Annotated in this window: 22 protein-coding genes; 6 read left to right on the top strand and 16 right to left on the bottom strand. The window is 69.4% G+C overall.

Going from position 1 to position 24878, the window contains the following annotated elements:
• Positions 1-41: 41 nt before the first annotated feature.
• Positions 42-1517 carry an aldehyde dehydrogenase family protein gene (locus ACOZ38_RS27310; RefSeq protein WP_424534014.1) on the bottom strand — a complete coding sequence of 492 codons (1476 nt, stop codon included), beginning with the start codon at positions 1515-1517 and terminating at the stop codon, positions 42-44.
• 313 nt (positions 1518-1830) lie between these two features.
• Here ACOZ38_RS27310 and ACOZ38_RS27305 point away from each other — a divergent pair, with 313 nt between their 5' ends.
• The 3 genes from ACOZ38_RS27305 to ACOZ38_RS27295 all read left to right on the top strand — a co-directional run bounded on the left by ACOZ38_RS27305 (position 1831) and on the right by ACOZ38_RS27295 (position 4111).
• Positions 1831-2307 carry a MaoC/PaaZ C-terminal domain-containing protein gene (locus tag ACOZ38_RS27305; RefSeq protein WP_424534013.1) on the top strand — a complete coding sequence of 159 codons (477 nt, stop codon included), beginning with the start codon at positions 1831-1833 and terminating at the stop codon, positions 2305-2307.
• A gap of 77 nt (positions 2308-2384) precedes the next feature.
• Positions 2385-2927 carry a MerR family DNA-binding transcriptional regulator gene (locus tag ACOZ38_RS27300; protein WP_424534012.1) on the top strand — a complete coding sequence of 181 codons (543 nt, stop codon included), beginning with the start codon at positions 2385-2387 and terminating at the stop codon, positions 2925-2927.
• 35 nt (positions 2928-2962) lie between these two features.
• Positions 2963-4111, top strand: coding sequence for an acyl-CoA dehydrogenase family protein (locus tag ACOZ38_RS27295; RefSeq protein WP_424534011.1), 1149 nt, complete (start codon positions 2963-2965; stop codon positions 4109-4111).
• 38 nt (positions 4112-4149) lie between these two features.
• Here the strand turns inward: ACOZ38_RS27295 and ACOZ38_RS27290 are convergent, their stop codons facing one another.
• From ACOZ38_RS27290 to ACOZ38_RS27280, 3 genes are all read right to left on the bottom strand, one after another.
• Positions 4150-6108 carry an FAD-dependent oxidoreductase gene (locus tag ACOZ38_RS27290; protein WP_424534010.1) on the bottom strand — a complete coding sequence of 653 codons (1959 nt, stop codon included), beginning with the start codon at positions 6106-6108 and terminating at the stop codon, positions 4150-4152.
• A gap of 10 nt (positions 6109-6118) precedes the next feature.
• A complete protein-coding gene (locus tag ACOZ38_RS27285; RefSeq protein ID WP_424534009.1) occupies positions 6119-7720 on the bottom strand; it encodes an FAD-dependent oxidoreductase in 1602 nt (533 codons plus the stop codon).
• A gap of 198 nt (positions 7721-7918) precedes the next feature.
• Positions 7919-9541, bottom strand: a complete 1623-nt coding sequence (locus ACOZ38_RS27280) for a thiamine pyrophosphate-binding protein (RefSeq protein ID WP_424534008.1) — start codon at positions 9539-9541, stop codon at positions 7919-7921.
• 113 nt (positions 9542-9654) lie between these two features.
• On the opposite strand from ACOZ38_RS27280, the gene ACOZ38_RS27275 reads away from it, so the two are divergent.
• The gene (locus ACOZ38_RS27275) at positions 9655-11286 is read left to right on the top strand and encodes an FAD-dependent oxidoreductase (RefSeq protein WP_424534007.1); all 1632 of its coding nucleotides are present in this window, start codon (positions 9655-9657) and stop codon (positions 11284-11286) included.
• A 105-nt stretch (positions 11287-11391) separates the two neighbouring features.
• On the opposite strand, the gene ACOZ38_RS27270 is transcribed toward ACOZ38_RS27275, so the two are convergent.
• The 4 genes from ACOZ38_RS27270 to ACOZ38_RS27255 form a co-directional block, all read right to left on the bottom strand.
• Positions 11392-12657: an ABC transporter substrate-binding protein gene (locus tag ACOZ38_RS27270; protein ID WP_424534006.1), complete on the bottom strand. Its 1266-nt coding sequence runs from the start codon at positions 12655-12657 to the stop codon at positions 11392-11394.
• Between the two features lie 71 nt (positions 12658-12728).
• Positions 12729-13451 carry an ABC transporter ATP-binding protein gene (locus ACOZ38_RS27265; RefSeq protein WP_424534005.1) on the bottom strand — a complete coding sequence of 241 codons (723 nt, stop codon included), beginning with the start codon at positions 13449-13451 and terminating at the stop codon, positions 12729-12731.
• The gene (locus ACOZ38_RS27260; RefSeq protein WP_424534004.1) at positions 13448-14191 is read right to left on the bottom strand and encodes an ABC transporter ATP-binding protein; all 744 of its coding nucleotides are present in this window, start codon (positions 14189-14191) and stop codon (positions 13448-13450) included. The genes ACOZ38_RS27265 and ACOZ38_RS27260 overlap by 4 nt, the downstream gene beginning before the upstream one ends.
• A 33-nt stretch (positions 14192-14224) precedes the next feature.
• Positions 14225-16156, bottom strand: coding sequence for an ABC transporter permease (locus ACOZ38_RS27255; RefSeq protein WP_424534003.1), 1932 nt, complete (start codon positions 16154-16156; stop codon positions 14225-14227).
• Between the two features lie 106 nt (positions 16157-16262).
• On the opposite strand from ACOZ38_RS27255, the gene ACOZ38_RS27250 reads away from it, so the two are divergent.
• Both ACOZ38_RS27250 and ACOZ38_RS27245 read left to right on the top strand, forming a co-directional pair.
• Positions 16263-16640 carry a nuclear transport factor 2 family protein gene (locus ACOZ38_RS27250; RefSeq protein WP_424534002.1) on the top strand — a complete coding sequence of 126 codons (378 nt, stop codon included), beginning with the start codon at positions 16263-16265 and terminating at the stop codon, positions 16638-16640.
• A gap of 165 nt (positions 16641-16805) precedes the next feature.
• On the top strand, positions 16806-17303 hold the full coding sequence (locus ACOZ38_RS27245) for a nuclear transport factor 2 family protein (RefSeq protein ID WP_424534001.1): 498 nt from the start codon (positions 16806-16808) through the stop codon (positions 17301-17303).
• Positions 17304-17359: 56 nt separating this feature from the next.
• Here the strand turns inward: ACOZ38_RS27245 and ACOZ38_RS27240 are convergent, their stop codons facing one another.
• The 8 genes from ACOZ38_RS27240 to ACOZ38_RS27205 all read right to left on the bottom strand — a co-directional run bounded on the left by ACOZ38_RS27240 (position 17360) and on the right by ACOZ38_RS27205 (position 24786).
• A complete protein-coding gene (locus ACOZ38_RS27240; protein WP_424534000.1) occupies positions 17360-18436 on the bottom strand; it encodes a phosphotransferase family protein in 1077 nt (358 codons plus the stop codon).
• Positions 18426-19211 carry an enoyl-CoA hydratase/isomerase family protein gene (locus ACOZ38_RS27235; protein ID WP_424533999.1) on the bottom strand — a complete coding sequence of 262 codons (786 nt, stop codon included), beginning with the start codon at positions 19209-19211 and terminating at the stop codon, positions 18426-18428. Before ACOZ38_RS27235 ends, ACOZ38_RS27240 begins: the two co-directional genes overlap by 11 nt.
• Positions 19204-20052 carry a 3-hydroxyacyl-CoA dehydrogenase family protein gene (locus ACOZ38_RS27230; protein WP_424533998.1) on the bottom strand — a complete coding sequence of 283 codons (849 nt, stop codon included), beginning with the start codon at positions 20050-20052 and terminating at the stop codon, positions 19204-19206. Before ACOZ38_RS27230 ends, ACOZ38_RS27235 begins: the two co-directional genes overlap by 8 nt.
• Positions 20053-20140: 88 nt before the next feature.
• Complete coding sequence (locus ACOZ38_RS27225; RefSeq protein WP_424533997.1) at positions 20141-21343, bottom strand: acyl-CoA dehydrogenase family protein; 1203 nt, start codon at positions 21341-21343, stop codon at positions 20141-20143.
• The gene (locus ACOZ38_RS27220; RefSeq protein ID WP_405151062.1) at positions 21343-22119 is read right to left on the bottom strand and encodes an SDR family NAD(P)-dependent oxidoreductase; all 777 of its coding nucleotides are present in this window, start codon (positions 22117-22119) and stop codon (positions 21343-21345) included. The genes ACOZ38_RS27225 and ACOZ38_RS27220 overlap by 1 nt, the downstream gene beginning before the upstream one ends.
• Positions 22116-22973, bottom strand: a complete 858-nt coding sequence (locus ACOZ38_RS27215) for a CoA-transferase (RefSeq protein ID WP_424533996.1) — start codon at positions 22971-22973, stop codon at positions 22116-22118. The genes ACOZ38_RS27220 and ACOZ38_RS27215 overlap by 4 nt, the downstream gene beginning before the upstream one ends.
• A complete protein-coding gene (locus tag ACOZ38_RS27210; RefSeq protein ID WP_424533995.1) occupies positions 22970-23884 on the bottom strand; it encodes a CoA transferase subunit A in 915 nt (304 codons plus the stop codon). The genes ACOZ38_RS27215 and ACOZ38_RS27210 overlap by 4 nt, the downstream gene beginning before the upstream one ends.
• Positions 23885-23988: 104 nt before the next feature.
• Positions 23989-24786, bottom strand: coding sequence for an enoyl-CoA hydratase/isomerase family protein (locus ACOZ38_RS27205; RefSeq protein WP_424533994.1), 798 nt, complete (start codon positions 24784-24786; stop codon positions 23989-23991).
• Positions 24787-24878: the final 92 nt, after the last annotated feature.

Genomic DNA, 24878 nt, shown 5'->3' with positions numbered 1-24878 from the left:
CCCGCCCCACCCCTGTGACCTGCCATCTTCCTGGTCGAGGATCAGGCCTCCGCAGCGAGGTCCCTCTCACGGAGGTTCACCACCAGTGACTTCACCCGTGTCATCGCCTCGATGGACGGCTTCACGCCCTGCGTGCCCATGCCCGAGGCCTTGGTGCCGAGGAACGGGAAGTGGTCCGGTCCGCGGGCCGTGCGGCCGTTCACCTGGACGGTTCCCACGTCGAGTCGTGCCGCGATCTGAATCGCGGTGTCGATGTCACTGGTGAAGATGGCCGCCTGGAGTCCGTACTCCGACCGGTTGCTGATTCGGATCGCCTCGGACGCGCTGCTGACCCGAATGATCGGGAGCACCGGAGCGAAGGGTTCCACCCAGGCCAGTTCCATCTCCGCGGTGACGTGATCGACGACGGTGGGCTGCATGAGGCCGCCCTCGCGGGTGCCTCCGTGGATCAGCACGGCACCGCCGGCGACCGCGTCATTGGTCATCCTCTCCGCGTCGACCGCCGACTGCGGGTCGACCAGCGGGGTGATCTGGGCGTTGTCCCGCGGGTCACCGACGGTGAGCTTCGCCGTCCGCTCCGCGATCTTGGCGACCAGCCGGTCCGCCACGCTGTCGATCACCAGGACCCGCTTGACCGCCGTGCAGCGCTGGCCGCTGTAGGAGAAGGCGCCGGCGACGATGTCGGCGGCGGCCGCCTCGAGGTCGGCGTCGGCGAGCACGATCGCCGGGTCCTTGCCACCCAGTTCGAGGAGCAGCGGGATCATCCCGGCCTTACGGGCCAGGTCGGCGCCGGTCTCCGATGATCCGGTGAACGTGATCAGGTCGACGCCCGGGTGCTGGACCAGGTAGTCACCGATACGGGAGCCGCGGCCCGTGACCACCTGAAGGATCTCCGGAGGGATGCCCGCCTCGTAGGCGAGCTCGCACATCATCAGCCCGCTCAGGGCGCCCTGCGACGGAGGCTTGAGCACGACCGCGTTACCGGTCACCAGACCGGGCGCGATCTTGGAGACCGCCAGGTTCACCGGGTAGTTGAACGGGGGGATCGCCAGGACCGTGCCGAGCGGCACCCGGTGGACGATGGCCAGCTTGTTGCGGGCCTGCCCGGGGAAGGAGTCGGAGAACTGCGACTCACCGATGATCCGCTTGGCGTCCTCAGCGGTGTGCCGTATGTAGTCGGCGGACCGGATGACCTCGTCCCTGGCGTCCTTGCGCGCTTTGGCGACTTCCATCATCAGCACGTCGCCGATCACCGTCGCGCTCTCCGCGAGCAGGCCGGCGAACTTGTGCAGCAGGCCGGCGCGCTCGATCAGGGGCCGGGCGGCCCAGCGCGGCTGGGCCCGGTGCGCGGCCGCGAAGGCCGAATCGATCTCGTCGTGCGTGTACTCGTGGACGCTGCCGATGACGGACCCGTCGACCGGTGAGACCACCGGCAGGGTCTGGGCGTCGTTCGCTTCCCGCCACTCCCCAGCGAGCCGGTACCTGTTCGCTGGCGCAGTGACCGTTTCACCAGTCATAGTCGTCGTTTCCGACCTCTCCGTATCGTGGGCGAGTGCGGCGCGCCGGACATCGATCGAAGCGATGACCGGCAGGTGACGCGCTGCCTGTGCTGCGCCGAAGCCCTCCGCACGGGCTTCGGCGGTGACTCCCGCCGATCTCTTCTCGCAGCATCGGCGTAGTCCGTCTTGATCCTGCGCAGGACTTTCGCGCGGATCTATGACGTCGCGAGTGATTGCACTCCGGTATTATTGTGAGATATAACGTTCAACGTCAACAGGAAGTTTCTCGAGGGTCGCTCCGGCGGCCGCGAAGACCCGGCGAGGAGTCCACGTGTTCGACCGGTACTACGACGAGCTCAACGTCGGCGACAAGCGCGAGTTCACCGGTATCACCATCACCGAGACCCACGTGGTGAACTTCGCCGGCGTGACCGGTGACCACTTCGGTCTGCACATGGACGCCGAGTACGCCAAGACCACGCCGTTCAAGCGACGCATCGCACATGGGCTGCTCGTGCTCTCCTGTGGCGCCGGGCTCATCCCTCTCCTGCCCGGCCGCGTCGTCGCGTTCCTGGGTATGGAAAAGGTCAAGTTCCTCGCCCCGTGCTTCATCGGAGACACCATCCACCCGGTCATGGAGATCCTCGAGAAGAAGGACAAGGCGCCCGGAGGCGTGGTGACCATCAAGGAGGACATCCTCAACCAGCGCGGCGAGGTCATCATCTCGGCGCTGATCAACATCTGGGTCGGCTCCCGGCCCGCCGATGACTCCGAAGCCGCGCGCAAGGGCCCTGAGTCGCGAGGCTGACGGTATGGGAATTGATACCCTTAACGAATTCCGTCAACTAACAGTTGGTTGACGACGCAACGACGAAGAGGAACGCCATGGCAGCTCGTCATGCGCCATCGACTCGCACAGGATCAGCGGAAACCGCGCCCAAGCGCGGCAGTCGCTCGACCTCTGATCCGGCCGAGCCGGGCGGCAAGTCCAAGGGCACGGAGAGCGACGCGCTCAGCATCGGTGAGCTCGCCGAACAGACCAACGTGTCCACCCGCACGATCCGCTACTACGAGGAACTCGGGATTCTTCCACCCCCCGAGAGAACCACAGGCGGGACGCGCCGCTACCCACGCGAATACATCTTCTACGTAGAGGGTGCTCGCATCCTGAAGCAGCTCGGCTTCGGTCTCGACGAGATCGCCGAGCTGGGCCGGTTCGCGCTGACCGGCGCCTCCGCGTCCAAGCGGACGCAGGCGATCCTCCAGGAGAAGCTCTCTGAGCTCAACCACAGGATTCGGGTGCTCAACCGCCTGCACGACCTCGTCGACGAAGCCGCCAAGTCTCGCAAGACCGCCGGTTCCCCGGCGCCGACCCTGCTGCGCTGGGTCAGCGAGGAGAACGGCGACGCGGACCTCGAGGCGAGCTGACCACACGGAAACCATCAACCCCACCGGAGCCGTCGATGGAACGCACACTCTTCGAGTCCGACCACAATGACTTCCGGGACGCCGTACGCCAGTTCATCAAGCGGCACGTCGCCTCGGAGTACGACCGTTGGGAGGCCGAGGGCCTGGTCGACCGGAAGCTGTGGAATCTGGCCGGGGAGTCCGGCTTCCTCGGCATGGCCGTCCCGGACAGGCACGGCGGTGGGGGTGAGCCGGACTTCCGCTACAACGCGATCCTCGTGGAGGAGTTCGCGCGCAGCGGCGCGGCATCGCTCAGCTCGGGCTTCGGACTGCACAACGACGTCGTCGCGCCGTACCTCCTCGAGCTGGGCACCGAGGAGCAGAAGCAGCGCTGGCTGCCCGGCTTCTGCTCGGGCGACATCGTCACCGCGATCGCCATGACCGAGCCCGGTACCGGCAGCGACCTCAAGGCGGTGCGCACCACCGCGATCCGTGAAGGGGACTCCTACCTCCTCAACGGCACGAAGACGTTCATCACCAACGGCATCCACTCGGACCTCGTGATCGTGGTGGCGAAGACCGACCCCTCGGCCGGTGCGCGCGGTATCAGCCTGCTCGTCGTCGAACGCGGCATGCCCGGCTTCCTCCGTGGCCGCAAACTGGCCAAGGCCGGCATGCACTCCCAGGACACGGCCGAGATGATCTTCGAGAACGTGCGGGTGCCCACCGCGAATCTCCTCGGCGAGGAGGGCAAGGGCTTCTCCTACCTGATGAACAACCTGCCTCAGGAGCGCGTCTCGATCTCCGTCGTCGCCGTCGCCGTCGCGCAGGCCGCCCTTGAGTGGACCGTGCGGTACTGCCACGAGCGCAAGGCGTTCGGCCAAGAGATCGGCAGCTTCCAGAACAGCCGGTTCAGGCTCGCGGAGATGGCGACCGAGATCGACATGGCCCAGGTCTACCTCGACCGCGCGATCCTCGAGCTCAACGCCGGAACGCTCAGCCCGGTCGACGCCGCGAAGACCAAGTGGTGGACCACCGAGCTGATGAAGCGCACCACCGACACCTGCCTGCAGCTGCACGGCGGGTACGGCTACATGGACGAGTATCCGATCTCGCGGGCCTGGCGCGATGCCAGGATCCACACGATCTTCGGCGGCACCACCGAGATCATGAAAGAGATCATCGGCCGCGACCTCGGCTTCTGACAGCGGGCTGGGCCATGGGGCTCGTAGGCCTGTGGGAGTCAGATACGGTGCGCGAGCTCGTACGCCTGCCGGGTCGCGAACGAGATCCGGCGCGGCGCGTAGGCGTCACCGAGGATGTGCAGCTCCGGCACCCGGTCCCGCAACGCGGTGTACAGCGAGGACTCCGCCTGTCCTCCGCACGCCAGCACCACCGAGTCGTAGCCGATGTGCTCGTGTGAAGCCCCGGAGAAGACGTTGCGGGAGACGACGCGGCCCGGCTCGATACCGGCCACCCGTTGCATCACCTCGATCCGGGCGCCCGCCGCCGTGAGCTTGGCAAGGGCCGCGCCGATCGAGTACTTCCCCACCAGGGGTGCGATCGAGGGCGTCGGGTAGAGCACGGTCACGTCCTTGCCGAGATCGGTCAGGTAGCCCGCGATCGTGAGCGGCTGCATGTGGTCCTCCATCGCGACCACGAGCACCTTCTGACCGGCCTGTGCCCAGCCGAGCATGACCTCGCGCCCCTCGACCACGAACGGCTGGTCCGCGCCGGGGATCGCGGGGCGGCGGGCTCGGGCGCCGGTGGCCACCGCCACGACGGCGAAACCGGCGTCCACCACGGCATCGGCCGTCGCCGCGCGATCGAGTTGGACGTCGACGCCGAGGCCGGCGAGACGCCGCTCCTGGAAGGACAGGAAGTCCGCGTATGCCGCGTTCTCGGCCGCCTTCGCCGCGACGCGCATCTGCCCGCCGACCTCACGCTCACGCTCCCAGAGAGCCACCCGGTGGCCGCGCTCGGCCAGCAGGCCCGCCAGCTCGAGGCCGGCCGGCCCCGCGCCGGCGATGAGCACCCGCTTGGGAGACTCGGCCCGCGGCAGCGGCGGCTCGCTCTCGCGCCCGGTACGCGGGTTCACCGAGCAGCCGAAACGCATTCCCTCCACGACGACCCGGTGCAGACAGTCGTTCGTGCCGATACAGGGCCGGATCTCCGAGGCCCGGCCGTCACGGGCCTTCGCGATGAGGTCACCGTCGGCGAACATGGCCCGGGCCATACCGACGACATCGGCATGCCCCTCGTCGACGATGCGGGCCGCCGCGGCGGCCGTCGCGACCCGGCCGGTGTAGACGACCGGGAGGTCGAGCGTCTCCTTGAACCGGCGCGCGAGGTCCGACCACTGGGCGACGGCGTAGTTGTGCGGCTGGATGTAGCTGGGCGCGCCCCAGTTGTTTCCGACCACGCAGTGCAGGTAGTCGATGGTCCCGCCGGCCTGCAGCGAGGTCGCGATGGCCAGCCCCTCGTCCAGGTCGTAGCCGCCCTCGAACAGCTCGTCCATGTTCAGCCGTACCCCGACGGTGAAGTCCGGGCCGACCTCCTGGCGGATCCGGCGCAGCACGTCGAGGAGCAGGCGCATGCGGCCGGAGTGGTCCCCGCCGTACTCGTCCTCGCGGTGGTTGGTGGCGGGGGAGAGGAACAGCTGGAGCAGATCCTCGTGGTTGGCGTGCAGCTCGACACCGTCAAGGCCGGCGGCCTTGACCTCACCGGCGGAGAAGGCGTACTCCTCGACGAACAAGGCGATCTCGTCGGGCGTCAGCACGTGCGGGACCTGGTTGTTGGTGTAGTTGGCCAGCAGGCCCGACGGCGAGTGCGGCATCCCGCCCTGCATGATCAGCTGTGCCGCCGCGTACGCACCGGCGGCGTGGATCGCCTCGGCGTACCGCGCGGCCCGCTCCCGGAACAGCGGCAGCCGGAAGACGCCGCGCATGGTCGCGCCGAGCCCGGTCGGCTCGAAGCCGGGGATGGCCACGTTGCCGACGAATCCGTTGATGCCGCAGATCCAGGCGGCACCGCTCTCGGCGCGCTGACGCCAGTAGGCGATGTTGGCCTGCGCCTGCCGTTCGCTACCGAAGAGGTCACCGGTCAGGCGGCCGTGCGGCGGCAGCATGATCCGATTGCGCAGCTCCATGGTGCCGATGCGAATCGGCTGGAACAGGAGGCTGCCTTGGACCTGGTGCGACATGTCGTTTCCCCTAGTTCTTCGCTGCGCGCCGGCCGGCGAGGTAGGCGAATACCATGGCCGGGCCGAGCGTCCCTCCGGCTCCGCCATAGGCCATCCCGGTGGCGGCGGCCATGGCGTTGCCCACGGCGTACAGTCCCTCGACCGGAGTGTCGTCGACCCTGAGCACCTGACCGGTGGTCGTCGTCCGTGGACCGCCCTTTGTGCCCAGCGCGCTGGGGTGGACCGGCACGGCGTAGAACGGGCCGGTGGTGAGGGTTCCGAGCGTCGCCTGTGGAGTGCGGTAATGGGTCTGGTCGCCGCACCAGCCGTCGTACACGCTCTCGCCGCGGCGGAAGTCGGGATCGTTCCCGGCCCGGACGTGGTCGTTGAAACGCGCCACCGTCGCCGCCAGCTCGGCCGCCGGGACGCCGATCCGTTCCGCGAGGCCGTCGAGGGTGTCGGCGCGGGCCGGCCAGCTTGGGGCGCCAGAGCCCGGAGCCGTCCCGAAGACGCCGTACTTCTTCACGCACGCGTCGTCGAAGACGAGCCAGGCCGGAAGGTTCGCGTAGGCGAACGCGCTGACGTCGAAGGCGTGGAAGGCGGCACCGAGCGCGTTGTAACTGGCGGCCTCGTTCGTGAACCGCTGTCCCCGCGCGTTCACCATGAGCGTCCCGGGCAGGGTCCGCTCGCGTAGCAGGAGGGTCGAAGTGGTCGACCCGTCCGCGGCCGGCACGAGAACGACGGGCACCCACCAGGCCTCGCGCATGCCGCTGAGCCGGACGCCGATCCGCATCGCCAGACGTAACCCGTCCCCGGTGTTGCTCGGCACACCGGGTGGGTGGGTGATCGGTCCGCGGAGGAAGTCCCGCACCAGCTCCGGGTCGTGCTCGAACCCGCCGGTGGCGATGATGACCGCCTTCGTCGCGCGGACCTCATGGGACCCGGATGCGGACTCGAAGCGGACGCCGGCGACGCGGTCGTCCTCGACCAGCAGTTCGGCGGCTCGCATGCCGGTGCGGGGCTCGATCCCCCGGTCCAGGCAGCCCCGCAGCAGTGCGGCGACCAGACCACGGCCCAGGCCCTCCTGCGAGGCGGACGTCCGCTGCGCCAAGAGCTCCGGCGCGATGACGCCCGTCCCGCCCCCACTGGGGATCTCGCTGATGTAGAGGCGCCGGGGACCACCGACGAGCCGGTCCTGCCAGGCGCCCAGCTCGTACGTGCTGACCAGTTCGGGCTCAAGCGAACGACCTCCGCCGGGCAGGCCGCCGGGGTGCTCGGGGTGGTAGTCAGGGTATCCGGGGACCAGCTTGAGCTGGAGCGGGGTCTCGCGTTCGAGCCAGTTGAGCGTGGAGGCGACATTGTCGACGAAGGCCTCGACCATCTCCGGCCGCATGCTGCCGTTGGAGAGCGAGTCCAAGTAGGCCAGCGACTGCTCGCGACTGTCGGTGACACCCGCCTCGGCGGCGTATCTGTTGTCCGGGAGCCAGATGACGCCACCGGAGAGCGCTGTGGTCCCTCCGATCCGGTCGGCCTTCTCGAACAGTCCTACCGAGGCTCCGTCGCCGGCTGCCGCCAGCGCGGCGGTCAGCCCGGACGCTCCGGTGCCGAGCACCACCACGTCGTATCCGTCCACGAAGGCACCTCCTCAGGGCGAGGGTAAGAGCCTATCTCACTAAACGTCTTACGTGTAGGGTTAGATTCTTGGCGAAGGCGTCGTCGAGAGGATCACCGAGATGGCCGCTCAACCACCAGAGACCGCCGATCCGGTGACCGCGGAAGCGCCGCGGAAGGGACGCCGGCCGTAGCCGGCGCCCTTCCGTGATCTCGTGACTCAGTGACCTGCCATCGACACCTTGTCCGGGTCGATCTTGATGTCGATCAGGATGGGCCGGTCCCTGGTCTCGATCGCGGCGAGTGCCTCGTCGAGCTCGGCCAGGTTGCGGACCGTGAAGCCCTGACCACCGAGCGCCATGGCGATCGGGCCGAAGTCGGGCCACTCGAAGGTGGAGATGGCCGGATCCATGTCCTTGTTGCGGAACTGGATGTGCTCGGCGCCGTAGGCCGAGTCGTTGAACACGACGGCGACCAGGTCCACCTTGTGCCGCACGGCGGTGTTGAACTCGGCGAGGCCGCCGAGCATGAAGCCGCCGTCACCGGTGATCAGCAGGGTGGGCCGTCCGGGGGCGCCGAAGGACGCGCCAATCGCGTTGCCCATGCCGAGGCCGATCGAGCCGTAGTTGACGGTGTGCACGTACGCCCTGGGCTCCGGGCAGTGCAGCATGGTGAACGCGTTGAAGATGAACCGGCCGCCGTCGAAGACCAGCGTGCGGTCGTCAGGGAACGCCTCCTCGACCTTGAGCAGGGCAGTGCGGATGTCCACCGTCTCTTCGGTGCTGAGGTCGGTGAACTTCGCGTCGGAGTACGCCGCGAGACGCTCGGCGAGCTCGTCGGAGGCGAAGCCGGTGGGCTTGACCTCGGCCTCGTCCAGCCAGCCGACGATCGTGTCCGCCACGGTCGCGGCGTCGCCGACGATGCCGACGTCGCTGGGCGAGAACCGGTTGATGCTCTCGCGCTCGAGGTCGACGTGGATGACCTGCTTCTTCTCCAGCACCGAGCCCTCGGCGGTGGTCCACTTGTTGAGACCGGCGCCGAAGGCGATGATGCAGTCGCTCTGTGTGATCGTGTCGAGCGCGACCTCGTGCGACAGGGTGCCGCAGATACCGAGGTCGTGGCGCTCCCCGCGGAACAGGTCCTTGCCGCGCAGCGTCGTGGCGACCGGGGCGCCGATGCGCTCGGCCAGCCGCAGCAGGGCCGCCTTGCCCTCCGGCGTGGCGGCACCGCGACCGGCGAGCACGATCGGACGGTCGGCACTGGCGACGATGCCGACCGCGGCGTCGAGCGCGGCCGGGTCCGGCGCGACCGCCTGGGAGTCGACGAACTTCGGCTCGACCTTCCGATACTGGACGTCCTCCCACTGGAACTCGACCGGGACGTTGAGCACGATCGGCCGCTTCTCCAGGTGGGCTCGCCGGATCGCCACGGCCAGGTCATCGAGCACGGTCTGTGGCGAGCGGACCTGCTCGAAGCCGGCGCCGGTCGGCAGCACGACATCCCGCTGCGGGATGTTCTGGAAGTTCTCGCGGTCCACCACGGCCGTGTCACCGGCGATGAGGAGGACGGGCGTGTGGTCCTTCACGCTCTCGACGAGGGCCGTCACGGTGTTGGTCAGCGCGGGGCCGTGGGTCACGGTGGCGACACCGAGCCCGCCCGATGTACGGGCGAACCCGTTGGCGGCGAGAACGGCGCCGGCCTCGTTGGAGCAGGAGTAGTACTTGCCCCCGGTCACGCGCTCGAAGCTGTCCATCATGTACAGGTTGGCGTCCCCGAGGACTCCGAAGATGGTCTCCACGCCTTGGTCGGCAAGCGCGCGCGCAATGGCTTCATGGAACTGCATCTGAGCTCCCTAATTCGGTCTGCTGGCACTCTGGCAAATCTGCCCTTGCACGTCAATAGATAGATCGCGTAGCTTTGGCCGGTACGACGAGAAGGAAAGAGCAGGTGCGGGAGATGGCCGAACGGTTCGATGTCATCGTGCTGGGCACGGGCGCTGCCGGGCTGACGGCGGCCGTCACCGCCGCCGGCGGTGGCGCGCGAGTAGGTCTGTTCGAGAAGGCACACGAGGTCGGGGGCACGGCCGCGTGGTCCGGTGGTCACGTGTGGATCCCCGACAACCCGCACCAGGCCGTGATCGGGGTCCAGGACAGCGAGGAGGAGGCCTTCGAGTACATCATGTCGCTCTCTCGCGACATGATCGAGGAGTCCCTGATCCGCGCCTACCTCAAGGCGGGCCCCGAGATGGTCGGCTTCCTCGACCGGTCGGCGGGCACCGAGTTCCATGCCGTCGCGGACTTCCCCGATTACCACCCGGAGCACCCGGGAGGAAAGCCCGGTGGCGGCCGAACGATCGAGTGCCCGCTCTTCCCGTTCGACGAGCTGGGGGAGTGGCAGGACAGGGTCACCCGCAGCCCCTACTACCCCAACCAGCACCTGACCATGAGCGAGACCTCGCTCGGCGCCGTCGTGCCTCAGCTGCCGTCCGAGGAGGAGTTCGCGCGCCGCGCGGTCCGCGACGAGCGCGGCCGCGGGCAGGCACTGATCGGACGGCTGCTCAAGGCCTGCCTCGCCGCCGGGATCGAGCCGAGGGTCTCGCACCGGGCCCGTGAGCTGGTCGTCGAGGACGGCCGGGTGGTCGGCGTCCGCTTCGACACCCCCGAGGGCCCGCGCGAGGCCCGCGCCACCTGGGGGGTCGTCCTCGCCACCGGTGGCTTCGAGTGGAACGAGGAGCTCAAGCGGGCCTTCCTGCGGGGCCCCCTCACCCACCCGGTGTCGATGAGAACCAACACCGGGGACGGCCTGCGCATGGCCATGAAGGCCGGCGCGATGCTCGGGAACATGCGCGAGGCGTGGTGGATCCCGGCCGCCGATCTGCCCGAGGGCATCAACGACATGAACCGCGCGATGATCAGCGCCGAGCGCACCCGCCCGCGCTCGATCATGGTCAACAGGAAGGGCCGCCGCTTCACCAACGAGGCGGCCAACTACAACGCCTTCGGAGGCGCCTTCCACGTCGAGGACGTCGCGTCCTTCGAGTACGCCAACCTTCCCTGCTGGCTGATCTTCGACCAGGGATACCTGCGCGCCTACGGCACCGTCGGCCCCCACCCGGCAGGCGAGGAGCCCCCGGCGTGGCTGGAGGGCTTCGAGACCCTGGACGCGCTCGCCCTGCACCTGGGTGTCCCCGCGGAGGAGCTGAACGCCACGGTGCGGCGCTGGAACGAGCACGTGGACAAGGGCGCCGACCCCGACTTCCACCGTGGCGAGAGCGCCCACGACCGCTGGTGGGGCGACCCGGCGTACAAGCGTGACGTCCGTGGCACCCTCGGCCGCCTGGACGAGGCGCCGTACTACGCGATCCCCATCAAGAGCGGCGCGCTCGGTACGAAGGGCGGCCCGCGGGTCGACCCCGACGCCCGGGTGCTCGACATCGACGGCGAGCCGATCGAGGGTCTCTACGCCGCGGGGAACGTGATGGCCTCCCCGTTCGGTATGACCTACGGCGGCGCGGGCGGCACGCTCGGCCCTGCCATGGTCTTCGCCTACCTGGCCGGCCTGCACGCCACCCGGGACCTCGCCGGCTGACCGCGCCGGCCGCCGTGGACACGACGGTGCCCCCGCCCGGATCGGGCGGGGGCACCGTCGTTTCGGTTTCGGCGGCTGACGGCCCAGGTAGGTGGAGGGCGGGCGTCAGCGCTTCGGCGGGGTGCCGGCGATCCAGGTCAGCTCACCGACGACGTCGATGTGGTCGGCCAGGTTGCCCGGATCGTCGATGGGCGCCGGGGTGAACTTGCCGTCCTTGTACTGGGAGACCAGGTTGTAGGGGTTGGAGATCTGCGGCATGCTCTCCGGCGCGTGGGCCGGGTCGGTCGGGTGGGTCAGGAAGCCCTTCCAGGGAGTGTTCTCCTGGAGCTTCTTCAGCACGGACTCCTTGGTGATGTCGCCCTTGATCGAGCTGAGGATGTCGTAGGCGTACTGCATCGAGGAGGCCGCGACCGCGGTCTGGTTGGTCAGTTCCAGGCCGGGTGAGCTCTTGGCGAGCACGTCGCGGTAGGTCTTCGCGTCCGCGCTGTCGTAGTCGGACGGGACCGAGGCGAACGCGATGTAGAGGCCGTTGGCGGCCTCTCCGGCGGCGTCGAAGACCTTCTTGGTGGCCGGCGTGGCCGAGACGCCGATCTTGGCGGTAAGGCCGGCGATCTTCGCTGCCTGGAGCATCCGGGGTGCGGGGCCCTCACCGACGGCCAGGATGACCGCGTCCGGCTTCTCTGCGGCGATCTTCGTCAGGGTGGGGGTGAAGTCCGTGGCCGTGGGGTCGAACTCGGTCATGAAGTAGTCGGCGCCGCCGAGCTCGGTCCACAGCTTCTTCAGGGCCTCACCGACCTGCTGTCCTGAGGGGGTGTTGGTATAGGCGACGGCGAGCTTCTTGCTCCCGGTCGCCGCGAAGTGCACCGCGATCGCGGGGTAGGAGCCGACGGCTCCGGGGGTGGTGGGGAAGTTGACCTTGCTGGTGTACTCGTCGGGGCTGACCGGCCACCCGCCGATGTTGGCCAGGCCGGCCTTCTCCGCCGCGGGGAGCGCGTTGGCGCCGAACGCGAGCGAGGAGTCGTTGACCAGAGAGACCACACCCGAGTCCATCAGGTTGTTAAGGCACTGGGAGGTCTTGGCCGGGTCGCCGTGGTCGTCGCAGCTCTCCACGACGACGGGACGACCGCCGATCCCGCCGAGGTCGGTGTTGATATGGGACGCCCAGGCCTCGTTGACCGTCTTCACCGAGGCGTTGGACCAGGCGGGATTGGTGATGGTCAGGATGGAACCGAGCTTGATCGGGTCGCCCTTGAGACCGCCGGTGCCGGCCCCGGCGTCTTTGGGCTCCTCCGCCGAGCAGCCCGCCAGCGCGAGGGCCGCGACCGCGATGGCGGCCGCACCCGTTCGAAGACTCCGTGAACGTGATTTCATGCTGTTCGCTACTCCTTGGTATCGGTCATGACTTGGTGGAGGCCGGTCATCAGGGGGGTGAATACCGGCGGCTAACGGCCCAGGTAGGAGGACTCGATCTCCGACCAGCGCTCCACCAGTTCCGCGGCGGTGCCCTGGGTTCTGATCCGGCCCCCCGACAGCACGTAGCCGCGCTGGGCGTACTTCAGGGCGAGATGGATGTGCTGCTCCACCATGAGCACGGCGAGCCCCTTGGACACGGCGATGTCCCGCAGCGCGGCGAACAGCCGCTCCACGATCACCGGGGCGAGTCCCATCGACATCTCGTCGACGAGCAGCACCCGCGGGTCGGCCACCAGTGCCCGCCCCAGGGCGAGCATCTGCTGCTCGCCGCCGGACAGCACCCCGGCCCGCTTGTTGTGCCGCTTCTTCAACTCGGGGAAGAGTTCGAGCACGTCGAGGCCGCCGGGTTTGGCGCTCAGCCGAAGGTGGTCGTCGACCGTCAGCGAGGGAAAGAGCGACCGGTCCTCGGGGATGTGCGCCAGACGCTTGCGGGCGATGACGTGCGGGCTGTGCTTGAGCAGCGTCTCGTCCGCGAGCCTGATGTCGCCCGCGGAGACCTTCACCATGCCCGAGCACGCCAGCAACGTCGTGGTCTTGCCCGCCCCGTTGGGGCCGAGCAGGCTGACGATCTCTCCGGCGCGGACCGACAGGCTCACGTCGTGCAGTACCTGGATGCGCCCGTAGCCCGCGTTCACACCCGTGATGTCGAGGATCGGCGGGACCGGAGCGTTCTCGGACAACGTGCTGGTCATGCCATTCCTCCGGTGACGGGCTCGGTGGTGGTCACGTCCGTGCCGAGGTAGGCACGGGCCACCTCCGGGTCCTCGCGGATGACGGACGGGGGCCCGCAGGCGATCCGCTTGCCGAAGTCGAGGACCTGGATGTCGTCGCAGACGTTCATGATCAGGTCGACGTCGTGGTCGACGAGCAGGACGGTCGTCTCACCGGCGGCGACCAGGTTCCTGAGCTTGGCGCCGAGCAGTTGCGACTCCTGCGCGTCGAGACCGGCGGCAGGCTCGTCCAGGAGCAGCAGGCGCGGACCGGCTGCCAGCGCCCGGGCGACGGAGACCAGCCGGGCCGTTCCGTGGGACAGCTCGGACGGGTACCTGTCCGCGGCCCAGGCGACGTCGAGCCGTTCGAGCGCGTACGCCACGGGGTCCGCCAAGGGGCCACCCGCGTGTACGCGCGCGTACGTCTGGAGGTTCTCCCGGACGGTGAGCTCCATGAAGAGTTCCAGCGACTGGAAGGTGCGGATGATGCCCGCGCGGCTCCGGCGGTGCGCCGGCCAGGAGGTGACGCTCTCACCGTCCAGCCGGATGTCACCCCCGTAGCGGACCATGCCGGTGATCGCATCGATCATCGTGGTCTTGCCGGCACCGTTGGGGCCGATCAGCCCGACCAGGGTTCCGGGCTCAATCGCGAAGCTGACCGAGTCCACGGCGGTGACGCCGCCGTAGCGGACGGTCAGGCCGTCGAGTTCGAGCAGGCTCATCGCTTCCTCTTTCTGTTCCGTGTGGGGGAGGCGTCAGCGCTTCGGCGGGGCGGGTTCGGCCTTGGACGCCGGTTCGGCCGGTGCGGGTCCGGCCTCGGAGGTGCCGCGGGCGCGGCGTCCCCGGAAGGTGTGCGCCAGCGAGGCCATGCCGTCGGGGTGGAGCTGAACGGAGATCAGCAGCGCGCCGCCGGCGATGATCAGGTGGTAGTCGTCGAGACCTCCGACGGCGAGCAGCTGCGAGAAGAGACCGCCGCCGGCGCCGAGGCCGGCGATGATCGCGCCGCTGACCATGCCGATACCGCCGATATAGGCCATCACGATCACGTTCAGCGACTCGAAGACGGTGAATCGCTCGTAGGAGAAGACGTTCGCCTGGTAGCCGAGCAGAGAGCCACCCACACCCGCGATGAACGCCGAGAGCGCGAACGCGGCGAGCTTGTAGTGCTTGATGTTGATGCCCGCCGCTACGGTGGCCGCCTCGTTCTCTCGCACCGCCAGGGCCCTTCGACCCGGAGTCGAGACCCGCAGGGCGGAGAGCAGGGCGGCGGCGGCGATGACGACCACGAGGACGAACACTGCGAACCCGGTGTCGCTGAGCTCGTAGCCGAAGATGCCGGCGGGAGCCACGCGGTTGTATCCCTTGCCGCCCAGCAGGCGGCCGTCGGAGAAGACGGCGACCTGGCAGACGAAGGCCGCGCTGAGCGTGACCAGTGCGAGGCTCGGGCCGCGGACCCGGAGCGACGGCAGCCCCACCAGCAGGCCGACCAGCAGTGCGATCACTCCGCTGAGGAGGATGACCAGCAGGAACGGCACCCCGGCGCTGGAAAGGATCGCGGTCATCATGCCGCCGATTCCGGCGAAGGCGACCTGTGCGAGCGAGATCTGGCCGACGAAGCCGGTGACCATGACGACCGACAGGGCGATGAGGATGCCGGCCAGGGACACGACACCCGCAGAGAGCCACGAGGGGCGGGCGGAGTAGATGAACACCAGGCCGATCGCCAGCGCGATGATCGGGCCGATCACCCGGTAGCGCGGCGGCAGGCTGATCGGGAGCCGGCCGCGCACGACCTCACCACGGGCGGGCAGCAATCGTCCTGAGAAGATCATCGCGAGAATGACGACGAGCGCGGGGAGGGCCTGGGATCGGCCGGGACCGGTCCACAGCCAGGTGTACCAGGAGCCCTCGGCTCCCGTGACCAGTTGGAGCGCCGACTCGACCATGCCGAGGCCGAGCCCGGCGGCGACCGCGATGCCGAAAGAGGTGAACCGTGCGAGCAGCGCGGCCGCGAAGACCGGCACGACGAGCAGGGTCAGGGCTTTGGCGTCCAGACCGGCGATCGGGCTCAGCATAACGCCGGCGATCGCGGCCAGAACGAAGCCGACAGCCCAGGTGAGCGCACCGATGAGCACGGGCGACAGACCACTCAGCGAGGCGCCCTTCTCGCTGTCGGAGATGGCGCGGACGGCCAGGCCGATGCGGGTACGGCGTGAGACGACCGCGAGGACGGCCGCCAGGACGACGGCGATCGCGGCGAGGATCAGGCGGTCCATCGGCAGGTTCACGCCCAGGACGACGATCGGGGTCGAGGAGACCACGGAGATCGGCGTCTTGGTCTGTACGTCGAAGAGCACGGTGGCCAGGCCCTGGAGCAGCAGGAGTAGTGCCAGTGTGGCGATGATCCGGGCGAGCACGGGGGAGTTGCGCAACTGCCGCATGACGGCGAGATAGAAGGCGAGCCCGAGTACCCCGGCGAACACGAGGGTGACGAGCGACGACGGCAGGACGGACCAGCCGAGGTCGTCGCGCAGCGCGAAGAAGACGTAGGCGCTGATCATCGCGACGGCGCCGTGGCTGAAGTTGAGGACTCCGGTCCCCCGGTAGATCGCCACGAGGCCAAGCGCCAGCAGCGCGTAGGCGCCGCCGAGTCCGAGCCCCAGAAGCGCGAACTGCATCACAGACATCTGGGTGTCCTGCCTTCGACCGTTGTGGTTCGGGTGGCTGAAAAGTAGTCTTCTTTACGTAGAACGTCAACGATTAACTTGCATTTAACCGTAGGGAGACATCCGCATGTCAGAAGCCGCTGTCGTAGAGGTTCAGGAACTGGAGGGGCGCCGTTGGGCCGCCCTGGTCGCCGCGGACACGAGTACGCTTCGGGAACTCTTCGCGGACCGGATGTCCTACACCCACTCGAACGCGCTCGTGGACACCAAGGACGGCTACATCAAGTCCATCGAGGACGGCACGGTCTCCTACATCGCGGTCGACCCCTCCGACGAGCAGGTGAGGATCTTCGGCAGCACCGCCGTGGTCACCGGTCGTGCCGTGATCGACGCACGGGCCGGCGGGAACGATCACCGCACGCAGGCCCGCTACAGCGCGGTATGGGCGAAGGACGACGGCCAGTGGCGGTTCGTCTGCTGGCACTCCACGCCGCAGCCCGGGTGAACCGCCGCGCGCGGCGGCTCCCCGGAGGCGCCGCGCCCACCGGCTCTCAGCGTTCCCCCGCGACACTGTTGACGTCGAACGTCAAGGGTTCGCTAATATGGGCGAACGGGCGCGGCGGGCGTTCTGGGGCATCCTGCCGGCGGCGTGGCAGAGGGAGCTGACTCGATGGAGCAGATGGAGCCGTTGTCCGTCCAGGACCGCCTGGACATCGCGGACGTGCTGGCCACGTACTGCCTCGCGCTGGACGACCGGGACTTCGGCCTGCTGGCGCGGGTCTTCACCGAGGACGCGGTCGCCGAGTACGCGAGCAGGGGTGTCAGCCGGGGCCTGGACGCCATCACCGGCACGGTGCGCGCCTCGCTGGAACCCCTGGACGCCTCTCAGCACTTCATCGGGACCTCGCTGGTGGAGGCCGACGCGGAGGGCGTGGCGGGGCGTACCTACCTGATCGCCCAGCACGTCAAGCACGGCACGCCCGGTGGTGACGCCTTCACGGTCGCCGGGACGTACACCGACCGGTTCGTCCGCAGGCCGGACGGCTGGCGGATCCGCCACCGGCAGCTGAGCCGGGTGTGGACGCAGGGTAACCCGGCCGTGCTGTCCGCGCGCTCCGCCGAGCTCGCGGGAGACGAGGACGCGAGTTCGGCGGAACCGAGGTCGTGACGGTTACGGCTCGACCCACCGCACCGTAAGACGTTCACTCAGGCGCAGAGTGAGGGTCAGTCCAGGCCGGTACGCAGTGCCGTGAGTCCGGACTGGACGAGGTCCGGGACGGCCGGGCCGGCCTTCTCGAAGTTCTCGCCGACCGTCTGCCCGGCCAGATACCGGGAGTGGATGCCCTCGGCGATCACCGCCAGCTTGAAGTAGCCGAACGCCACGTAGAAGTGCAGCGCGGACAGGTCGAGCCCCGAGGCGGAGGCATAGGCCTCGGCCAGGGCCGCGCGGTCGGGGAATCCGGGGTTCGCGGCCACCGCGTGGCGGGTGCCGGTCACGTTCTCCGTGATCTCGTCCCAGTACACGAGCATCAGGCCGAGATCGGTGAGCGGGTCGCCCAGAGTGGACATCTCCCAGTCGATGACCGCGGCGATCCCGCCGCCCGGTTCACCCTGGCGGTCCGGCACGAAGATGACGTTGTCGAGCCGGTAGTCGCCGTGGACGACGACGGCGCGCTGCGCGGGCGGCACCGCCCGCGTAAGGCGGCGGACCAGTTCGTCGATCCCCGGCAGCTCACGCGTCGCCGACAGGGACCACTGCCGGGCCCACCGGGAGACCTGCCGCGCCACGAAACCGTCCGGACGGCCGAAGCCCTCCAGCACCGCCGGATCGGTCGTGTGGAGGGTGACGAGCACGTCGACCAGGTCCCGTGCGCACCGGGCGGCGACCTCGGGGGCGAGGCCCCTGGTGTCGTCGGCGCTCCGCAGCACCGGCCCGTCCACCCGCTCCATGACGTAGAAGTCCGCCCCGAGCACGTCGTGGTCCTGGCAGAGCAGGACCGGCCCGGGTACCGGGACAGCGGTGCCGTGCAGCGCGTCCATGACCTTGTACTCGCGGGCCATGTCATGGGCGGTCGGCAGCACGTGGCCGACCGGCGGCCGGCGGAGCACCCAGTCCGCGCGGCCGTCGGTGAGGCGGTAGGTGAGGTTGGAGCGGCCGCCCTGGATCAGGGTCGCCGTGAGCGGCCCTGCCAGGCCGACGGCGGCGTCCAGGTACGGCGTGAGGCGCTCCAGGTCCACGCCGACGAGCGGGCCGGCCGCGGCGCGGGCCGGTTCAGCGGTCCCGGCCGGTTCAGCGGCCACGGAACTCCGCCTTACCGACCCCGTTCTCCACGAAGCTGGTCATGCCGATCGACCTGTCCTCGGTCGCGAACAGCCCGGCGAACAGACCGCGTTCGATCTCCAGGCCCGAGTCCAGGGAGACCTCAAGACCCCGGTCGATCGCCTCCTTGGCGGCGCGCAGCGCCATGGCGGGGCCGCGCAGGTACGGAGCCACCAGTTCCTTCGCCTTGTCCAGCACTTCCTCCGGCTCGACCACGTGGTCGACCAGGCCGATTTCCAGGGCCTGCGGCGCGCGGAGCATCCGGCCGGAGAAGATCAGGTCCTTGGCCCGGCCAGGGCCTATGAGGCGGGGCAGCCGCTGGGTGCCTCCCGCGCCGGGGATCACTCCGAGCAGGATCTCCGGGAAGCCCAGCCGGGAGTCGGTCGCGCAGACCCGCAGGTCGGCGGCCAGGGCGAGCTCGCAGCCGCCGCCCAGGGCGAAGCCGTTGATCGCGGCGACGACCGGCATGGGCAGCCGGGCCAGCGCGGTGCACGCGTCGCCGAGCGCGCTGGAGTCGCGGACCGCCCTGCGATAGTCCCAGTCCAGCATCTCCTTCACGTCGCCGCCTGCCGCGAAGACCTTGGGGCCACCGGTGACGATGACCGCGCGGGCGTCCTCGGAGGCGCGCACCTTCCCGATGATCTCGGTGAGTTCCCGGACGAGCGGCTGGTCGAGCGCGTTGACGGGCGCCTGGGTGAGGGTGATCGTCGCGAGCCGGTCGGTGATGTCGAGCGCGACCCTGGTCCGGTCACCCATGGTCGTACCAGCCCTTGCCGGTCTTGCGGCCGTGGTCGCCGGCGCCCGCCATCCGCACAGAGAGCTCCGGTGGGTAGAACTTGGGGTCGACGGTGTCGGCGAAGATGTTGCGGGAGGCGTTGACGAACACGTCGACGCCGGTGAGGTCCATCGTCTCCAGCGGGCCCATGGCATGGCCGAAGCCGAGCCTGCAGGCGGTGTCGACGTCCTCCGCGGTGGCCACGCCGCTCTCCACGAGCTTCACGGCCTCGACGGTGAGCGCGACGATCAGGCGGGTGGTGACGAATCCGGCGATGTCGCGGTTGACGACCACGCAGGTCTTCCCGAGGTCCTCGGCGAACGACGTCGCCCTGGCCAGGGTCTCGTCGCTGGTCTTGAAGCCGCGTACCACCTCGCACAGGCGCATCATCGGGACGGGGGAGAAGAAGTGGGTGCCGATGACCTGCTCGGGCCGGCTCGTCACCGAGGCGATCTGGGTGATCGGCAGGGCGCTGGTGTTGCTCGCCAGGATCGCCTCTGGCGGACAGATCCGGTCGAGCTCGCGGAACACCTTCCGCTTGACGTCGAGGTTCTCGAAGATCGCCTCGACGGCGACATCGGCGTTCCCGGCGGCTTCGAGGTCGGTGGTGGCGGTGATCCGCAGCAGGGCGGCCTCCGCGTGCTCGGCGGTGACCTTCTCCTTCTTCGCGAGCCGCTTCAAGGACGTCTCGATCTCGTGGCGCCCGCGGTCGAGCCGGCCCTGGTTCAGGTCCTGAAGGATGACGTCGTAACCGCCGAGCGCGGCGACCTGGGCGATACCGGAGCCCATCAGGCCGGCGCCGACGACTGCAAGATTGGGCACGATGGTTTCCTTCAACGTGGTCAGGTGGTCAGGTGGTCAAGCGGGTAAAAGCGATGCGAAGGGGCAGGCGCCGGACGTGTCCGCCCGGTCATCCCTGGTCGCGGGCCGCCGAACGGCGGCGTACCGCACGCTGGGCGATGGACATGCGATGCACCTCGGAGGCGCCGTCGTAGATGCGGAACGGGCGGACCTCGCGGAGGAACAGCGAGAGCGGCAGGTCGTGCGAGATGCCGAGGGCACCGTGGATCTGGACGGCCCGGTCGACGACGCGCCCCACCGCCTCCGCGACGAACGTCTTGGCGATCGACGTCTCGGCGGAGGCGCGCTCCCCCTGGTCGAGCAGCCACGCGGCGTGGGTGATCAGGCTCCGGGAGGCGGCCAGGTCGATCTCGCTGTCCGCGAGCATCTGCTGGGTCATGCCGAGCTGGGCGAGCTTGCCGCCGAACGCCTCGCGCTCGGCGGCGCGGTCCAGAGCCATGTCCTGGGACCGCTGGGCGAGGCCGAGCCAGCGCATGCAGTGGGTCAGCCGGGCGGGCGCGAGGCGGACCTGCGCGTAGGCGAACCCTCGGCCGACCTCGCCGAGCACGGCGTCGGGGGCGACCCGGCACTCGTCGAACTCCACCTCGCCGTGGCCTCCGGTGAAGCCGATGTCGAGGCTGCCGACGTGCCGGACGACCCGCATCCCGGGGTTGTCCGCGTCGACGAGGAACATCGTCGCCCCGGCGGGCTGCCCTTGGTGCTCGGGCGTGAGGGCCATGCAGATCGCCCAGGCCGCGCCGTCGGCCCCGGTGATGAACCACTTCTTCCCGTTGACCACCCAGGCGTCACCGTCCCAGCGGGCCGTCGTGCGCAGCATGGAGGGGTCGGAACCCGCTCCGGGGCTCGGCTCGGTCATCGCGAAGCAGGAGCGGACCGCGCCGCTCACCAAGGGAGCGAGGTACTTCTCCTGCTGCGCGGGCGTGGCGACCTTGTGCAGCAGGTGCATGTTGCCCTCGTCGGGCGCCGCGCAGTTGAGCGCGAGCGGGCCGAGGAGGCTGTACCCGGCCTCGCGCAGGATCACCGACTGGGCGGTGGTGTCGAGACCGAGCCCGCCCCACCGCTTCGGCGCGGTGGGGGACAGGAGACCCGCGGCGGACGCCGCCTCCTGCAGCCGGCGGCGCGACTCCTCCGTCGGGGACGTCCCGGAGGCGGCCAGTTCCCGCTCGGCCGGGATGACCTCGTCGCGTACGAACGCCCGGACGCGGTCCCGCAGCTCCAGGGTCTCCGGATCGGGGGTGAGGTCGACGGCCACTACTGCGCCGTCCAGCCGCCGTCGACGATCAGGCTGGATCCCGTGATGTAGCTGCCCGCGTCGGACGCGAGCAGCAGCAGGGCTCCGACCAGCTCGTCGGCCTCGCCGAGGCGGCGCATCGGGATGCTGGCGTGCGCGGCGGCCGCGGCCGCCTCGTTCTCCCTGATCGCCGCCGTCATGTCGGACACGATCAGCCCGGGGACCAGCGCGTTGACGCGGATGCCGCGCCTCAGCGTCCACTGCATGGCCAGGTCGCGGGTGATGCCGAGCAGTCCGGCCTTGGACGCGCTGTACGCCGGCTGCGGGGCGTCGGTGGAGACCAGGCCGAGGACCGACGAGACGTTGATGATGGAGCCGCCGTGCTTCGCGTCGATGCACGCCCGGCCGAAGGCCTGTGCCATCTGGTAGGCGCCGGTCAGGTTGACCTGCAGGACGCGGGCGAACTCGGCGGGGTCGTCCTTGTGCGTGGGTACGACCCGGCTGATCCCGGCGTTGTTCACCAGGATGTCCACGTCGCCGAGCTGCTCGCGCGCCGCGGCGACCAGCCCCGCGCAGTCCGCGGGGTCGGCCACGTCGGTGGGGACGGCGACGCAGCGGCGGCCGAGGGACTCGACCTTGCGCTTGGTGTCCTGAAGGAGCTCCACGCGGCGGGCGCCGAGCGCGATGTCGGCGCCGGCCTCGGCCAGGGCCAGGGCGAACGTGACGCCGAGCCCCGACGAGGCGCCGGTCACGATCGCGACCTTGCCCTCCAGGCTGAACCGGTCGAAGACGCTCATGAGGCGGCCGCCTTCGCGCTCGCGCGCTCCCACTCGGCGTCCAGGATGCCCTTGAGGTAGGCCAGGCGGTCCTTGCCGGAGACGAAGTCGAACTTCACGGTACCGAACGGGTCGATCTTGGTGCGCAGCAGGTCGAGCTGCTCCCGCGTCGGCACGGCCGTGGTCGGCACGTCCTTCGGAACCTCCAGCTCGAAGCCGGTGTTCTCGACGACGGTCTTGACGTCGACGCCCGGGTGTACGCTCTCGATGCGGAACGGCCGGTCGTCCTCGTCCTTGACCAGGACGGCGAGGTTGGTGACGACGACGATCGGGCCCGGCTGCAGGCCGGCCGCCTCGCGCGCCTCGGTGCCGACCTTCCACCGGGTCCCGGTGACGAACTCGACCTTCTCGACCAGCGTGCGCGTGTTGTGGTTGCCGAAGTAGGCGATCATCTTGCGGTACATCTTGATCACCTCGGCCGCGCCCGCGCCGCCGGGGAGGCGGACCTTCGGCGAGTCGAACGGGCCGATCGTGGAGAGGTTGATCGCGCCGTCGCCGTCGAACTGGGCCGAGGACACGGCCTCGACGCCGCCATGGTTGGCCAGGTGGATCGAGTTGACCTCGGTCAGCATGCCCCAGCGGCAGGCCGCGCCCTTGTACGCCGCGGCCTCGGCACCGGTGAACGAGAGCTGGATGGGGGCCATGCCCACCGCGTCGAAGCCGGCCATGTAGGCGCCCTTGGCGTGGGTGAGCTTGGCCAGCATGTACGAGGCGTAGGCGAGGGGGGTGAAGGATCCCATGACGGTGACGCCCTGCTCGTCGACCTCCGCAGCGACGCGGCAGGTCATGAGCTCGTGGATCTCGTAGTCGGTCATGCCTGTGCTCCTTCGATGACCTCGGCGACGTCCACGAGCGCGGCGAGCACGTGGTCGCGTCCCTTGAGGACCCGGGTCCGGTAGTTCTCCTCGCTCTCGCCGCGGATCTGGTCGATGTAGCCGGAGAACGAGGGGCCCGCCGCGGCCGCCGCGTAGTCCATGATCTCCCAGGCGTCCATGGCGTAGCGCGGGACGTGCGAGGTGGGGTGTGCCCCGAACGGTGCCTCGATGACCGCACTGACATAGAAGCCGGGGAGCTTGGTCATGTGCGCGTTCTCCACGATCACGCTGCGGTCGACGACCTCCTCGCAGGTGACGATGACCTTCTTCGCGGCCTTCGCCATCTCCACGTCGGGGCCGGAGGTGTTGTCCCACTGCGCGTTGCCCTCGGCGTCGGCGCGCAGGGCATGCACGATCGCGACATCGGGCCGGATGGCGCGGACCGCGGTGAGCTCCTCGCCCGTGAACGGGCAGGTGGTCGTCGCGTAGATGTCCGGGTAGCGGGCCGGGATGTCGGAGCCGAAGGGGCCGCGGTAGGGGAGGAAGGGGACTCCGCGTCCCTGCGCCTCCAGGCCGATCAGCAGGCCGAGGCCGGTGTACTCGGTGAACGGCAGCTTCCCGGACTCCACGGCCCTGCGCACGTTCGGGGCGAGGCCGAAGGCCTCCAGGGTGACCATGGCGAAGGACAGGTGGCCGAGCGTCCCGGCGGCGGCCATCAGGTCCATGTCGGCCGAGCCGACGACCGTGATCGCGTGGATGTCCTTGCGCCCGGCGCGGATCAGCTCGCGGACCGCGGCCATGGGGTGGTTGGCGAACCAGCCGCCGCCGAAGGCCACGGAGTCGCCGTCACGGACGAGGTCCCCGAGTGACTCCAGGGGCACGACCTTGTCGGGCATCTTGCTTTCGCTCATGGCTCCACCACGGTTCTCTGGTCGGACACGGTTCCTCCTCGGCGGGTTGCGATCCGCAATCTATCGTTAAACGTCAGATGCGTAAAGCGGCCGGGAGGGTCGCCTCACCGGTTCAGTCCGCGCAGGCCCTTCGCTTCCATGAAGTCGGAGATGCTGGTCCACACCTCGTCCTGGCGGAGCATGACCTGGTCGGCGATGGCCTCGATGTCGGCGGCGCGCCGGGGGTCGAGGCGGGGGCCGCAGTCGATGGCGACGCACGCGAAGTACGCGGAGGGCCAGGGGAGTTGCTCGATGGTCGAGGCGATCTTGTCGAGTTCCTCCTGGAGGCTGTCATGCTCGACGACCCGGCTCACGATCCCGGCGCGCAGCGCCTCCTCGGCGTCGATCACGCGGGAAGTGAGGATCATGTCCTTGGCGAACGCCTCCCCGGTCGCGCGGGCGAGCCTGCTGGTGCCGCCGACGTCGGGGACGATGCCCATGCGCATCTGCGGCATGGCGAAGACGGCGCGGTCGCCGGCGATCCGGATGTCACAGGCGAGCGCCAGCTCCAGGCCGGCGCCGATGACGGGGCCGTTGATCGCCACGACGCTCGGCTGGGGGACACGCTCGAAGCGGTCCACGATGTTGGCCCAGCGGCGGATGAACGAGGGGTAGCTGCCCTTCTCGACCTCCAGCGAGGCGCCGATCGCCCCGAAGTCGACACCCGCGCAGAAGGCGGGCCCGTTGCCGGTGAGGGTGACCACACGCAGGTCGTCGCGCGTCTCGACATCGGCCATGACCTGGTCGAGCTCGTCCCAGGCGGCGAAGGTGAGGGCGTTCCGCTCGCCGGGCCGGTCCAGCGTGATGTCGAGGCGGGTTCCCGAATCCGCGAGCGTCAGCGTCTCCAGACCTTCGGTCGTCATGTCCGTCTCCTAGGTGCCTGTGGTGGCCTCGGCCGCGGGAGCGCCGAGGTGCGGCAAGGATATGCTATGTAACGTATAACGTAAGCAAATAC

The organism is Sphaerisporangium viridialbum (assembly GCF_049674955.1).
Lineage (GTDB): Bacteria > Actinomycetota > Actinomycetes > Streptosporangiales > Streptosporangiaceae > Sphaerisporangium > Sphaerisporangium viridialbum.
The sequence above is the reverse complement of the archived record's forward strand: the minus strand, read 5'-3'. Positions and strand labels throughout refer to the sequence as shown.